Here is a 13,601-nt window from a genome sequence, read left to right on the forward strand (position 1 = left end):
TATGCTTGTCCATTTATTTTATAGCAAAAGAAGTATAAAAGTTTGTAACTCTGTGTCGGTACATTAAGCACTATTTTTATGTTTTTTTGTAGGATTTTCTTATAACTTAAGAATTTACTCCGAGAATCTCCGATAGGAGTTTTTGTTATATTAATAAAGAAAAGAAACCACAGTTGATGATGGAAACTTGGATCTTAGGTTCATATTGCTGTCTTATTTCTTCTAAACGATTTTTAAATAAAATATTGATTTCGTTTTTATCTTCCTCCTCAGCAGCATCCACTAAATTTGAATAATAGGTTTCTATTCTTATAATCTCTTCACGAAGTCTTTCGTGAGCTCTCACAGCCCAACCTTGATCTAAAACTTTGACCTTATCAACAATGTTTTTATGTAATTCAGAAATAGCTCTATCCAAAGATATCATGGGTCGAACATGTGTATTAGGAGGCATTTTTGCTGTTAAATCCTTTTTTAAGATACTTTCGTGGAATTGTGTTCTAATCTCACCTGTAGATAAGCAAATCCCTAACGAGTGTATTTCTGAACGTTTCAAGTCGCAAGTGAATTCAACTATAAAATTGACCCCTAACCAGGACATATATGCAATTGACTCTGAAACTGAAGTTTTATTAGGAACTTCATATAAATTCACATATCTCCCCTTTTGTCCAACAACGTGAAATACTTGCTCTAATTTTTGACTTCCATACGTCATATCCTGTTGAATGGATCTTTGATTTCCAGATAGAGGACTAATCCCTAAGTATCTGCCTAGAATGGTGTCTGATTGACTCATTGATTCTTTTTCTTGTTGTTTATTTTTTGATTTTGTTTGTTCATATGTTTCTGCGTCAAAAACAAATGTCAATCTCATTGTTTCAGGGGGAGCACCAGTACGCTCAACAAAGTTCCAATAATAATGTCGGTTGGTTAGCTCTCTGTCTGCTTCTGGTGATAGTTGAGCAACAACATGATCTGGAGCTTTTTCGATAATTTGGCACTGCTTGGATTCTAAATATTTCATTACATATTCATGAACTTGTTCTTTATTCATGGACTCGCCTCTGGTTCTATTTGATTGAATTCCTTTTCACCGTAAACTTCCGTTTGTACTCTAGAAAATGAATCACCTAATTCATTAAACTTATTATGAATTTCTCGTTCGTTTTGTGATTCCAATATAATTTTGTATAAGTTTTTCTCGATTGATGAATTTTTTTCTAATCTTTCTAATATGAGATCAAGACCTCCAACTACGGTTTCAAATAAATTTATTTTTTCATGTAATAAATGTAAAATATGCTCTTCGATAGTGCCTTTTGTAAATAAATTGTATATATGGACATCATTTTTTTGACCAAGTCTATGTACTCTTCCTATTCTTTGTTCAACACGCATAGGATTCCACGGCAAATCATAATTAATGACATGATTACAAAATTGAAGGTTAATTCCTTCTCCACCTGCTTCTGTGGCTACCATCACCTGTGCTCTTTTGCGGAATAAATCCATCATCCAATCTTTTTTTCCACGATTCATTCCTCCTCTGTAAGGAACAGAGACAATCTGGTGCTCTTTCAAAAAATTTAACAAGTATTCCTGAGTCGCTCGATATTCTGTAAATATAATGACTTTATCATTGATTTGTTGAACTAATTCTAGGCTGCTTTTTGCTTTTGTATGACTGTTGATCTTTTTGATTTTATCCACAAGCGCCCATATCATTTCTCTAATTGGAGAGTCCTCAGTGGTTTTTTTGAAAAGATTCACAAGTGTAACAAATACTGCATCTCTACTGCTGCATACTTCACGCTGCAATGTGATTAATGAAAACAAAAATCCCATTGCACCATTGTTTTCCTCCGTTCTTTTTCTTACAAAATCGGTTACAGAAGTATACAGGTCATATTCTTCTTCTGATAATTTGAGAGGAATATTTCTCACATTTCTCTTTGTTAAATCTAATTGGCCATCACTTCTACGATTACGTATCATGACACTAGTGAGTTCTTCACGAAGTTGGGATTCATTTTTTGGAATTCTTTTATCTACGACATAGTTAGATTTAAACTGACTATCATTGCCTAATTGTCCAGGTTTTAAAATGGTAATTAAATTGTATAGTTCTTTTAGATCATTTTGGATTGGAGTAGCTGTAAGTAACAGACAATATTTCTTTCTAATTGAATTGATGAATTGATAGTTTGTCGTTTTTTTATTTTTTAATTTATGTGCTTCATCAACGATTAACATGTCATACTCTTTATCTAATACAATATCTCGATGGGGATTACGTTTTGCAGTGTCCACCGAAGCTACTATTATGTCATATTGATCCCACATGTAGGCTTTTTTTTGCGCCACAGCAGGGATATTGAATTTCTGATTTAATTCTCTGACCCATTGTAAAACAAGTGAAGCTGGTACAAGAATGAGTACTTTTTTTACAAGCTGACGAATCATATATTCTTTTAAAATCAATCCTGCTTCAATTGTTTTTCCTAGTCCTACTTCATCTGCTAAAATTGCACGGCCTCGCATCTCTGTAAGTACTTTTTTGGCTGTTGAAATTTGATGCGGCATAGGCTCTATGTTTGAAAGTTGATAAAGGGATTGCAGTTCATCGAAATCAGTAATAAGCCTGGAGTTTCCAGATTCATATGCTAGTTGATATAAATTCCAATCATCCCATGGACCGTTGGATTCAAATCGTTTTTTGATATCTGTTATCCAAGATTGATCAAAATGAATCTGAAGGTGTTCATTGAGTGAGTATGTTTGTTTCGTTTGATCCTTTGAATTCAATTTGCACCCTCCTAGAATGAATAATCTATGTAAGAATATTTAGTTTTCTTAGTATGCACCAATTCAAAGACTTTCATAACTATTTTCTAGTTTGATATAATACGAGCATACCCCAGAAAGTGAAGTCAATTTTTGTAGCGAATCTTTGAATGTTTTATATAGAGAGGATAATAAATATGAAAAACAAATGGCGTTTTATTCAATCTGCTAATTATTCACCTGCTGAGAATATGGCAATAGATGAAGCCATTCTAATCGCACATAGTGAAGGGAAAGTTCCACCTACATTACGTTTCTATGGATGGAATCCAGCGACGTTGTCAATAGGATATTTTCAAAAATCAGAGGAAATAGATTTAGAGGCAGTTAAAAATAAGGGAATTGGATTCGTCCGACGTCAAACAGGTGGAAGAGCTGTATTACATGATCAAGAATTAACGTATAGTATGATTGTTTCAGAGAGTTATCCAGGATTGCCTAAAACAGTAAATGAAGCTTATCGAGTTCTTAGCCAAGGTTTGTTGTATGGTTTTCAATCACTTGATCTAAGGGCTGAAATGGTGAATTTAGCTACCGAAGAAGAAAAACAGAAGTACGCTTCTGCAAGCTCTTCAGCATGTTTTGATTCTCCTTCTTGGTATGAATTAGTCGTTGAAGGTCGCAAAATTGCAGGTAGTGCCCAAACAAGGCAAAAAGGCGTAGTATTACAGCACGGGTCTATTTTATTAGAAATGGATATTGATTTGTTGTTTGATTTATTAAAGTATTCCAACCCTAAGATCAAAAAACGTTTGAAAGAATCTTTCACAAAAAAAGCAGTAGCGATTAATGATTTAAGACGTGATGTATCTTTAGATTCAGTTTCACTTATGGAAGTGGAAGCTGCTTTTAAAGCAGGAATTAGTAAAGGGATGGATATCGAATTGGAGGAGGAACAATTAACCTCATATGAATTAGAACTTGTTGATCAATTAGTGGAAGAAAAATACGGAAATGATGACTGGAATTACAGGAAATAGAAAACTCAAAAGCAAAATAAAACATTTTTTGTAAAATTTTATTATATTTCTAATTTTAATGAAAGAAAAAAATACAAGTTGAAAAATAGACGTGTGGATAATAAAAAAGCCCATACGTCTATTTTTATTTTTATTCAAAAGTTAAAAAGTATATTTTTTCATAAATACGCTTTCATCCTTGTTGATTATAGAAATTATATATGAGTTATTGTTTAAAAATGAATTAATATGCATTGAAGTGAATTAATTATTACGAAGTCAAATGTGATGACAGATCTATGTCTCCATGACTAATGGTTAAAAAAACATGACTAATGACATCTAGTTTTCCAACATGAATCAACTTTATGATATGGATTATGAAATCAAAAACATTTTTTGGATAACTTGTTTAAAGTTTCTGGATGAGATGTCCATAATTGAAATCGATAATCAAAGGAGTTGAACATGAATTGAATTTAAAAGAACAAATAGCAGATAGTGTCTCTGAGGTTTTAAACAAAAACCCTGAAGAAATGAGAAGGATGTCTGGTGATGAATTATTAAACATAGTTGGTATGGATTCCATAAATTGTATGGAGATTGTTGTTAGCATTGAAGAAAAATTTTCTGTCGTATTTAATGACGATGAATTGTTAATCGATAATTTAAATACCATTAACAAATTGTGTGCAATTGTAGAAAAAAAACTTAAGCAAGTTGTATAAAGGGGGAATAAGATGGCTTTCATTGAAGTTCATGATTTAGTGAAAGAATACAAAGTAAATATAAGAAATAAAGGTTTGATCGGTTCCATTAAAAGTTTGTTGATTCCTGAGTATACGATGAAAAGTGCAGTGGATGGAATTAATTTCACCATTGAAGAAGGAGAGACAGTAGGTTTTATTGGACCTAACGGGGCGGGTAAATCCACAACTGTTAAAATGCTGACAGGAATTTTAGTTCCTACATCTGGATCAATAACCATAGGGGGATTGTCACCATATAAAGATAGAAAACTGAATACAGCTAAATTGGGTGTTGTTTTTGGCCAAAGGTCGCAACTATGGTGGGATTTACCTGTGATCGACACATTTGATCTGTTGAAATATATTTATAAGATCCCAGAGAACATACATAAATCAAATATTGAACATTTTAGTGAGATTTTAGGGCTGGATGAATTTATCAAACAACCTGTTAGACAGCTTAGCTTAGGACAGCGAATGAGAGCAGAAATTGCAGCATCATTACTCCATAACCCTGAAATCATTTTTTTTGATGAACCTACAATTGGTCTTGACGTCGTAGCGAAAGAGAAAATACGAGAATTTGTGAAATTTATCAATAAAGAGCGAAACACAACCATGTTATTTACAACACATGACATGGTAGATATTGAAAAAACTTGCGATAGAATGATCATTATTGACCATGGCAAAAAAATATATGATGGGACCGTTGAAGAAATCAAAGATACTTATGGCGGCAATCGGATCCTATCTGTTGAATTTGGTCAAAATTATGAAAATATCCTTATGTCGGGACTGGAACTAATAGAGGAAAAAGGGAATAAGAAACACTTTAAGTTTGCAAAAGATGATTTCCAAGTTTCGTATCTTATTCAAAAATTAAGTCAGCAATATGAAATTTTGGATATTACGGTTCAGGAACCTGAAATCGATGGCATTATAAGAGAGATCTATCAAGGAGGGATTAAATTGAATGAGAGTTTATCTGGAGTTTGCTAAAAAATCCTTCCAAAATAGTATTGTGTATCGAATGGACTATTTTGCTGGTGTAATTAATGCCATTGTCATGATATTAGTGAATATCTACATTTGGAAAGCAATTTATGAAGAGGAAGCGGCTATTGAAGGAGTTCAGTTTAAAATTATTGTTACGTATATCATCATTTCCTTTCTAATGCAGATGGTCTATATGATGGATGAATATTTTATAGAGAATAAAGTTCGAAGCGGGCTCATTTCAATGGATATGTTGAAACCTATTCATTTCAGATGGTACGTATTCTCCTATAACATAGGCACGGTTGTTTTTAGACTGCTTTTGCAATTTACTCCCGCTATTATTGTCTCTATTTTTCTGTTTAATTTATTAGGTCCATTCTCAGTTTTATACTTTAGTTACTTTTTGTTGAGTGCAGTGTTAGGTTATCTAGTTTTATACAATTTGAATTTTATCGTATGGATCAGCTCTTTTTGGTTTTATTGGACGTTCAGTTTAGTAACCATTAAAGATGCAGCTGTCATGATTTTATCAGGTGCTATGATTCCCCTTTGGTTTATGCCAGAATGGTTGGTTGATTTTATTAAATTAACCCCCTTTGATGCCATTTTTTATATTCCAATTAGAGTATATTTAGGCATGGTTCCAGAGCAAGAAATTCTTTCAGCATTATTTCGACAGGTCATGTGGATTTTCATCTTGTTTCTCATTGGTCAGTTGTTATGGAAGGCAGCGACGAAAAAATTAGTCGTTCAGGGGGGATAGTTTTGAGAGGAAATACACTCATGAATTTGTTCATTATATTTTATCAGTATTCAAAATTGAGCTTAAAAACTATGCTGGAATATAAATTTGATCGCACCTTTATTACGTTAGCTATTTTCTTCAGAGAAATGATTAGCGTTGTGGTGATGTTTCTCATCCTTACACGATTTCTTCATATCAAGGATTGGCAGTTGTTTGAATTGTTTTTTTTGTACAGCTTTTTATTTCTCTCTTATAGTCTATTTATCTTCCTATTTGCAGGAATAAGAGATTTTGATCATATGATTCACTCTGGAGAATTCGATCGCTTTTTGACTAGACCGCTCGGATTAATGTTTCAAATCGTGGCATCTCGAGTAGATTATCCTGCGACACTTGGACATGGCATTGTAGGGATTATTCTTTTCATGTTCACAGCCTCAAATGTAGGGATTGATTGGAACATCCAAAATATTATTTATTACATTATTGCTTTAATTGGAGGTGCAATCATTCAAGCTTCTATTTTTATGATTTCTGCAAGTTTCAGCTTTTGGACTATTAGGGTAGAAAATTTGAGGAATTTAATCTTTTTTAATTCTAGGAGAATAGCAGGTTATCCTATCAGTTTTTACCCTTCAATAATTCAGAAAATTCTGATTTTTGTAATTCCATTTGCTTTTGTGAATTACTTCCCAGCTCAATATTATTTAGGAAAAGAAGACATCGAGCTTTTCTGGGGAGGGTACATGTATCTTACTCCGTTTGTTGGCATCATAATGTTTTTCATCGTTTATTTGTTTTGGAAAATGGGGGTGAGAAGTTATTCTAGCTCAGGAAATTCCATGTATTAGAGGATAAGAAAGTGATAGATGTATTTTTTAATAGGAAAGAGGAGAGAGAGTTTGAATGAGAAGCAGAGTGTAAAAAAATATACAAATGTGATTGTGTTAGGTTTCATTTTGTTTGCAGCCATGATGTTCATCTTGATTAAAACGATTAATTTTAACGATGTACTCTTAAAGATAGGGTATTACGATCAAAAGATCAGTATCGTAAATACAGCGGATATACACGGACATATCATTTATGAGGAAGCTAATGGTGGATACTATAGTGTTGATGAAGTGAATTATCAGATGGGAATGCCTTTAATGAAATCGATTGTTGATGAAATAAAAGAGAGTAATCCAAATCATCTCTTTCTGGATAGTGGGGATATGTTCCATGGTACAAATGAAGCCAACATAAATGAAGGAGAAGGGATTGTAAAGATTGCAAATTTAATGGGATATGATGCGATGGTAGCAGGAAATCATGATTTCAACTTTGGTTTTGAAAGAATGATAGAAATTAAAAATGAACTGCAATTCCCTATCCTAACGGCAAATGTTCATAAAGATGGTGAACTTGTATTTGATCAGTATAAAGTCGTAGAAGTGGGTGGTAAAAAAATTGGATTATTTGGACTTATCGTTCCGGAATCAAAATCAAACATGAATGTAATAGATTCAAATGGGATCATGTTTGAGGACCCACTGATCGCTTCTGAAAGGGTTATACCTTTATTAAAAGAAGAAGGGGTTGATGCAATAATACTCATATCACATTTAGGGGATGAGGTCGATAAAGAATTAGTACAGAAAGTTGATGGCATTGATTTAGTATTAAGTGGCCATCATCATTGGCTCTATCAAGAAGCAGAAAAAGTAAAAAATTCGTATGTTGTTGAAGCTGGTGGATACAGTACCCATGTAGGGCATGCAGAAATGTACTTTAAAGATGGAAGAGTAGAGAAGGTAGCTTGGGAAGTCCTTCAAACCACGGATCTTTCGAGAGAAGACACACAACTTGCCGAAGTTGCCAATGTGTATTATGAAATTGCATTGGAGCAGGGAAAAGAAGTGGTTGGTGAATCAACCGTAGATTTAAATGGAATTCGTTCACAAGTAAGATCAACTGAAACCAATCTAGCGAACCTCATTACAGATGCCATGAAAATAGAGGGAGATGCAGAGATCGCTTTACTAAATGGTGGGGGAATTCGAGAAAGTATCCCGTCAGGTTCGATTAATTTATACAACATTGGCAAACCACTCCCTTTTGTAAATTCACTTGTCACAGTTGAAATGAAAGGAGAAAAAATATATGAGGCACTTGAAAGAGGATTAAGAGAGTGGCCAAATGGTTCGAATAACGGTGGATTTCTTCATGTATCAGGAATCAATTATGAGTTTGATGGCTCCAAACCTGCTGGTGAAAGGTTGGTCAACGTAATTAAGAATGGAAAACCGCTAGATAAGAACACATTATACAAGGTTGCAACTAATGATTTTTTAGTCAATGGTGGAGATGATTTTGAAGAGTTCGAGGATGCTGACTTAATCAGTAGAGGAAAACTATTAAGAGAGGTACTTGCCGATTATATCCAAAAAGAGAGTAGGGTATCTCCTCAGGTTGAAGGAAGAATTACGATATTGAATCAAAGGTATAACTAAATATTTTAATCTAAGGAGGTGATTGAGGATGAAACAATATGAAGTTAAAAATGTACCAAGATATTTTGAACCTCATGTGAATGATTGTTTTGCAAATGCTTATGCAACAGTTTTATCTTACATGGGAAATAACCCCAACTTTATTCTGACTGATTATTTAAATTTTATGTACGACGAACAGACAGAGCACATTGGGATTAACTTCTTCTTTAGAGCTACACCTACTGTGGAATTTAGTGAAGAAGAGTTAAATTCTTCACTTGAGTTGGCTTATTTACCTGCAACATCAATGTTTAATAAAACCTCACCAATTGATGAGGTTACGGATAAAGACAAAGTTCAAATTAATATGTACATTCATGAGGATCAAGATATCGCTTTTACTAGATTAAAAGAACGAATAGATGAGAATAAACCCGTAATTGTTGCAGTTGATTTATTTTATATGCACTTCCATAGGGCTTACCAAAGAGAACACGGACTACATGCGATCATTGTGACAGGGTACGATGAAGAAAAAAGAACTTTGAAAATCATTGATAAATATAAACTTTCAAGTAGTGATTTTGATGGAGAAATTTCGATGGATGAGATGAGTCAATCCAGATTATCAGAGTGTCCACTGAATAACCCTATGGTAGGTGAATACAAAAGAGAAATCAGAAATCTATGGATGGAAATAGATATAGATCCAGATTTCAAAATGAATGTGGAGCGAATTTATTCCATTATTCTAGAAAGTTGTAAACGAATGAAGGGCCAAAGAGAAGTGCTAGGACATGAATGCGGGTTGAACAGAATGGAAGCATTTCGTAAGGATTTACTTTTAAAAAAAGAGTCATTCATGGATAGAAAGCTTGATGAAAGAGAAACTTATTTATTTAAAACATACTATAACAGTGCCTTTAAGTCCATTTCTAGAAGTAGAATGCGTTTTAAAGTGTTTTTGGAAGAATCTAATTTAGCTGAAAAAGAAGATTTGGGAGAGGTGCTGGAACAACTTGAAAATGCATTAAAACGATGGGATATTTGTGCAAATCTTTCTTTAAAACTAGGAATTAAGAAGTCAATTAAATTAGTAGATGATATTGTTAGACAGCTGAGTTCCATAATAGACATAGAGGGAGAAATCATTAATAAGTTAACAGATATAAGTTTAACCCGTGATTTAGTAACCGTATCAAAAAATATAAAGGATCAAGAAATGTGAGGGATTAGAGAGATGATCAACGTAAAACAAGAAATCATAAATTCTATAAAGGAAATTACAGTGGGACATGACATTCAGGAGTTTATAGAAGAGGTTTTATTGTCAGACTTAGGGATAGATTCAATTAAATATGTGGAGCTTCTTGTTTCAATTGAAGAAAAGTGTGATGTAGAGTTCGATGAATCAGATTTAGGTGCTGACGCTTTAAAAAGTTTGGGTGATTTAATTAACCTAGTTAATAAAACTTTGGAGCAAAAGGTGAGCTGATATGAGTTTATGGAATGAATTGGAACGTTCATTTCACAATCATTCACACCAGAAGGCAGCACTCAGTCCAAATGGAAGATGGGTCACCTATGGTGAGTTGATGAACACCGTGAATGAAAAGGTGAAAATTTTAAGAGAAATTATTCCTAGTGGGAGTAAGGTAGCTGTCATAGATACACATCCTTTTTTAGAAATGGTTCATATTGTGTCCCTTATAAGGTTGAATGTGACGATCATTCCTCTTGCAACGAAATATGGAGAAGATAGATGCAACCAAATCATAACACATATCAAACCAGATTTTATCGTCTCTTCGGCAGAACAACATATTCCGTCCAAGGTATTTGTTCAATGTATTGAGATGGGAACTAGGGTGACTACTGATGAAAATACAATACTTGATTTAGAAATACAACTTGATGAAGAGAGCAAAAGAAACGGTGAGACCCTACCATCCTCTTTTATCATGTATACATCAGGAAGTACGGGAGATCCAAAAGGAGCGATTATCACATATCAAAATATTTTATCGAACATTCAGGATATTATCTCATATTTTAAGGTGACTGCTCAGGATCATATTCTTATCAATAGATCTTTGAGCCACGCTTCTGTACTGACTGGAGAATTATTATATGGATTAATTAGCGGTGCCCGTATTTCCTATTACACTGAAACGTTTATACCTAGAAGATTACTCCGTTTTATAGAAGAAAAAGAAATCACAGTGTTTTGCTCAACACCAACTGTATTTAATCAAATTGCGTTGGATAAATCGAAATACCAGTGTCCAAGTTTAAAAAGAGTGGCTTTAATGGGGGAGTATTTACACAAACAAGTAGCATTACAAGTCAGAAAAAGATTTCCACATGTGGAGTTCTATATGAATTATGGGCAAACAGAAGCTTCGCCAAGAATCACTTATTTGCCATCAAGATATTTTACAGCAAAAGAAAGCTGCATTGGAATTCCGCTGCCAAGTATTGAGATTGATATTGTTGATGAGTTTGGAGCATCAGTAGATTTGGGAGCAAAAGGGGAGTTAATTGTAAAAGGACCTAATGTGTTTAAAGGGTATTGGAATCTTCCAAAATTAACGGTTCATAAATTGAAAAATGGTTGGTTGTATACGGGGGATATCGTTTCTTTGGGTGAAGATGGATATATATATATATTTGGTAGACGTGATGATATGATCATCCGAGCTGGTATGAATATTTATCCAAAAGAAATCGAAGATGTTTTATTGGAAGATCATAGAGTACGTGAGGTTGTAGTGTTTGGTACAAAAGAACCAAAGTATGGTCAGAAAATCAATGTTCATGTTATCCCTGATGAAGCAGTTGAGCTAACTGTATCCAATATTATGGGGATTTGTAGAAAAGAGCTCGCAAGTTATCAATATCCAGATGAAATAGAAATCGTAAATGAAATTCCTAAAAATTTAGCAGGGAAAATAATGCGAAAGCAAGTCGTATATCATAATTGACGATAGGAGAGGTATATATGAATAAAACAATGGAACAAGAGTTAGTATTGGAGTTGTCTCAATTTAGAGATCCGAATCAGGAGCGTATTTTACACTTGATTCAACAAAGGTTGGATTGGGCGGTAGTATTAGGACATTTAATATATAACAGAACAGCAGGGATCGCATATCATGTGCTTCGCAAATGCAATGCACCTCAGTTTAATAGGGAATTTGAAATGGGACTTTATTTGATTCATGAGATGCAATCTCAGCGAACGATGTCTCATAAACGCTCTATTATGAAAATTGCAGAAGTCATGAAGGAAAGTGGAATTCCTCATGCTTTTCTTAAAGGTTCCATTCTTGCAAACTCCATATATCCGATGGGATGTAGAATTTCAAGTGATATTGACATTTTGCTTCGTGCAGAAGATTTGACTTCTTGTGGAAAAGTACTTAAAGACCTAGGTTTTATTCAAGGATTTTACGATGAAAATACGAAAGTCATTAAACCAGCTTCTAGAAGAGAAATATTAAACTATCGGATGAATTACGGGGAAATTGTTCCATATCAAAAAGCGGTCGATGAGCCAGGTATTAATTTAATTGAAGTAGATATTAACTTTTCTTTAGACTGGATGGCGCAGGGGACAGAAAAAGCAGTGGATAATTTTATTCAGGAAGCTGAGGATTATGATTTTGATGGTGTTCAAAAAATCAGTTCATTGCCTAAAGAATATTTCCTAGCTCATTTATGTGTGCATTTATTTAAAGAAGCAGCAGTAATGAATTGGGTGGAATGGCAAAGAGACTTAGGATTATATAAATTTGTAGATATTTATGGTTTTTTAACAGATCCGAGTATGAACTTGAATTGGGATAAATTTATTCACATTATGGAAATCAACAATATTAAGGATGAATGTTACTATGCTTTAGATTATACTAGAACATTTTTCCCTGTAGTAAATGAAGATGTAAGTTTTATAGGCATGATGAATCAGATAAAACCACAAAATACAGACTATTTGGATCAAGTCGTAGATGCCTCTGATGAAAGTATAGTGTATCAATGGAAGAAGGACTTGATTTCTAGATTCTTTGATATGAAACGTTTTAAAAGTTTGGAAAGAGTAGCAAGCCATTTATAGTTCATGTGGATAAATACGATGGAAAAAAATGATTTTATGATCAATCCTAAAAAGGGAGTTTTGATCGTATATGAAGGAATAAGTGGATCGGGTAAAAGTAAAGGGATAGCCGAATTATCTGAGTGCTTGTCAAAAAACAAAGTTGAAGCAAAGGTTATAGAATGGAATTCAAATAAAAGAATACGGAGTTTCGTTGAGAGATTAGAAAAACTTGGAATACTAACCTCCTCTTTATATAGTTTATTGCAATGGATGAGTTTCTTAATCGATTACTTTAAGGTAATCTCACCGTCATTGAAGAAAAATCATGTGGTGATAGCTGATCGTTATATATTTACTGGAATTACCCGCGATGCTGTGAATGGGGCAGGTAAATGGTTTGGTTCGATCATATATCGTTTTGTAAGGAAACCCGATGTGTTGTTTTTCTATGATACGCCAGTTCAAATTTGTTATTCAAGAATTCAATCCAGAGGAAAACCGTTGTTTCATACAAATAAGGCATTACATCAAAACAAGAAGATTAACAATAAAGAAATCTATTATCTAAACGAAATGCGAAATGAATATATTCAACTTTTTAAAAACCATAAAACGAAAACCAACACAAATGTTTTTGTTGTAAATGATAGTTTTATTAATATGAATACAGCTGTAGAAGGATATATCCGTCAAAAAAAGAGTTCATAAATTTTTAAGTTTAAA

At 33.5% G+C, this 13,601-nt stretch carries 13 protein-coding genes; 11 read left to right on the forward strand and 2 right to left on the reverse strand.

Features of this window, described 5'->3' with window-relative positions:
* Positions 1–145: 145 nt before the first annotated feature.
* On the reverse strand, positions 146–1,057 hold the full coding sequence (locus Q5Y73_RS10730; protein WP_305991888.1) for a YqhG family protein: 912 nt from the start codon (positions 1,055–1,057) through the stop codon (positions 146–148).
* A complete protein-coding gene (locus Q5Y73_RS10735) occupies positions 1,054–2,808 on the reverse strand; it encodes a DEAD/DEAH box helicase (protein WP_305991889.1) in 1,755 nt (584 codons plus the stop codon). Before Q5Y73_RS10735 ends, Q5Y73_RS10730 begins: the two co-directional genes overlap by 4 nt.
* A gap of 176 nt (positions 2,809–2,984) precedes the next feature.
* On the opposite strand from Q5Y73_RS10735, the gene lipM reads away from it, so the two are divergent.
* From lipM to Q5Y73_RS10790, 11 genes are all read left to right on the forward strand, one after another.
* On the forward strand, positions 2,985–3,827 hold the full coding sequence (gene lipM, locus Q5Y73_RS10740) for an octanoyltransferase LipM (protein ID WP_305991890.1): 843 nt from the start codon (positions 2,985–2,987) through the stop codon (positions 3,825–3,827).
* 419 nt (positions 3,828–4,246) lie between these two features.
* On the forward strand, positions 4,247–4,534 hold the full coding sequence (locus Q5Y73_RS10745; protein ID WP_305991891.1) for an acyl carrier protein: 288 nt from the start codon (positions 4,247–4,249) through the stop codon (positions 4,532–4,534).
* A 12-nt stretch (positions 4,535–4,546) separates the two neighbouring features.
* Positions 4,547–5,557 carry an ABC transporter ATP-binding protein gene (locus tag Q5Y73_RS10750; protein ID WP_305991892.1) on the forward strand — a complete coding sequence of 337 codons (1,011 nt, stop codon included), beginning with the start codon at positions 4,547–4,549 and terminating at the stop codon, positions 5,555–5,557.
* Positions 5,532–6,320, forward strand: coding sequence for an ABC transporter permease (locus Q5Y73_RS10755; protein ID WP_305991893.1), 789 nt, complete (start codon positions 5,532–5,534; stop codon positions 6,318–6,320). Before Q5Y73_RS10750 ends, Q5Y73_RS10755 begins: the two co-directional genes overlap by 26 nt.
* 2 nt (positions 6,321–6,322) lie before the next feature.
* The gene (locus Q5Y73_RS10760) at positions 6,323–7,153 is read left to right on the forward strand and encodes an ABC transporter permease (protein ID WP_305991894.1); all 831 of its coding nucleotides are present in this window, start codon (positions 6,323–6,325) and stop codon (positions 7,151–7,153) included.
* A gap of 51 nt (positions 7,154–7,204) precedes the next feature.
* Complete coding sequence (locus tag Q5Y73_RS10765) at positions 7,205–8,797, forward strand: bifunctional metallophosphatase/5'-nucleotidase (RefSeq protein WP_305991895.1); 1,593 nt, start codon at positions 7,205–7,207, stop codon at positions 8,795–8,797.
* A gap of 28 nt (positions 8,798–8,825) precedes the next feature.
* Positions 8,826–10,007, forward strand: coding sequence for a BtrH N-terminal domain-containing protein (locus tag Q5Y73_RS10770; protein ID WP_305991896.1), 1,182 nt, complete (start codon positions 8,826–8,828; stop codon positions 10,005–10,007).
* A 12-nt stretch (positions 10,008–10,019) separates the two neighbouring features.
* Positions 10,020–10,274 carry an acyl carrier protein gene (locus Q5Y73_RS10775; protein ID WP_305991897.1) on the forward strand — a complete coding sequence of 85 codons (255 nt, stop codon included), beginning with the start codon at positions 10,020–10,022 and terminating at the stop codon, positions 10,272–10,274.
* Between the two features lies 1 nt (position 10,275).
* Positions 10,276–11,763: a class I adenylate-forming enzyme family protein gene (locus Q5Y73_RS10780; RefSeq protein ID WP_305991898.1), complete on the forward strand. Its 1,488-nt coding sequence runs from the start codon at positions 10,276–10,278 to the stop codon at positions 11,761–11,763.
* 17 nt (positions 11,764–11,780) lie between these two features.
* Complete coding sequence (locus Q5Y73_RS10785; RefSeq protein ID WP_305991899.1) at positions 11,781–12,896, forward strand: nucleotidyltransferase family protein; 1,116 nt, start codon at positions 11,781–11,783, stop codon at positions 12,894–12,896.
* Positions 12,897–12,914: 18 nt separating this feature from the next.
* Complete coding sequence (locus tag Q5Y73_RS10790) at positions 12,915–13,586, forward strand: dTMP kinase (RefSeq protein WP_305991900.1); 672 nt, start codon at positions 12,915–12,917, stop codon at positions 13,584–13,586.
* The last annotated feature ends 15 nt before the right edge of the window (positions 13,587–13,601 follow it).

This window comes from Chengkuizengella axinellae, from assembly GCF_030730905.1.
In the GTDB taxonomy this organism is placed as follows: Bacteria; Bacillota; Bacilli; order Paenibacillales; family KCTC-33759; genus Chengkuizengella; species Chengkuizengella axinellae.

What these genes read in the sequence shown, in the direction of transcription:
- Q5Y73_RS10730 (WP_305991888.1), bottom strand. Translation starts at nt 1,057, where the DNA reads ATGAATAAAGAACAAGTTCATGAATATGTAATGAAATATTTAGAATCC.
- lipM (WP_305991890.1), top strand. Translation starts at nt 2,985, where the DNA reads ATGAAAAACAAATGGCGTTTTATTCAATCTGCTAATTATTCACCTGCT.
- Q5Y73_RS10750 (WP_305991892.1), top strand. Translation starts at nt 4,547, where the DNA reads ATGGCTTTCATTGAAGTTCATGATTTAGTGAAAGAATACAAAGTAAAT.
- Q5Y73_RS10755 (WP_305991893.1), top strand. Translation starts at nt 5,532, where the DNA reads ATGAGAGTTTATCTGGAGTTTGCTAAAAAATCCTTCCAAAATAGTATT.
- Q5Y73_RS10770 (WP_305991896.1), top strand. Translation starts at nt 8,826, where the DNA reads ATGAAACAATATGAAGTTAAAAATGTACCAAGATATTTTGAACCTCAT.
- Q5Y73_RS10775 (WP_305991897.1), top strand. Translation starts at nt 10,020, where the DNA reads ATGATCAACGTAAAACAAGAAATCATAAATTCTATAAAGGAAATTACA.
- Q5Y73_RS10780 (WP_305991898.1), top strand. Translation starts at nt 10,276, where the DNA reads ATGAGTTTATGGAATGAATTGGAACGTTCATTTCACAATCATTCACAC.
- Q5Y73_RS10785 (WP_305991899.1), top strand. Translation starts at nt 11,781, where the DNA reads ATGAATAAAACAATGGAACAAGAGTTAGTATTGGAGTTGTCTCAATTT.
- Q5Y73_RS10790 (WP_305991900.1), top strand. Translation starts at nt 12,915, where the DNA reads ATGGAAAAAAATGATTTTATGATCAATCCTAAAAAGGGAGTTTTGATC.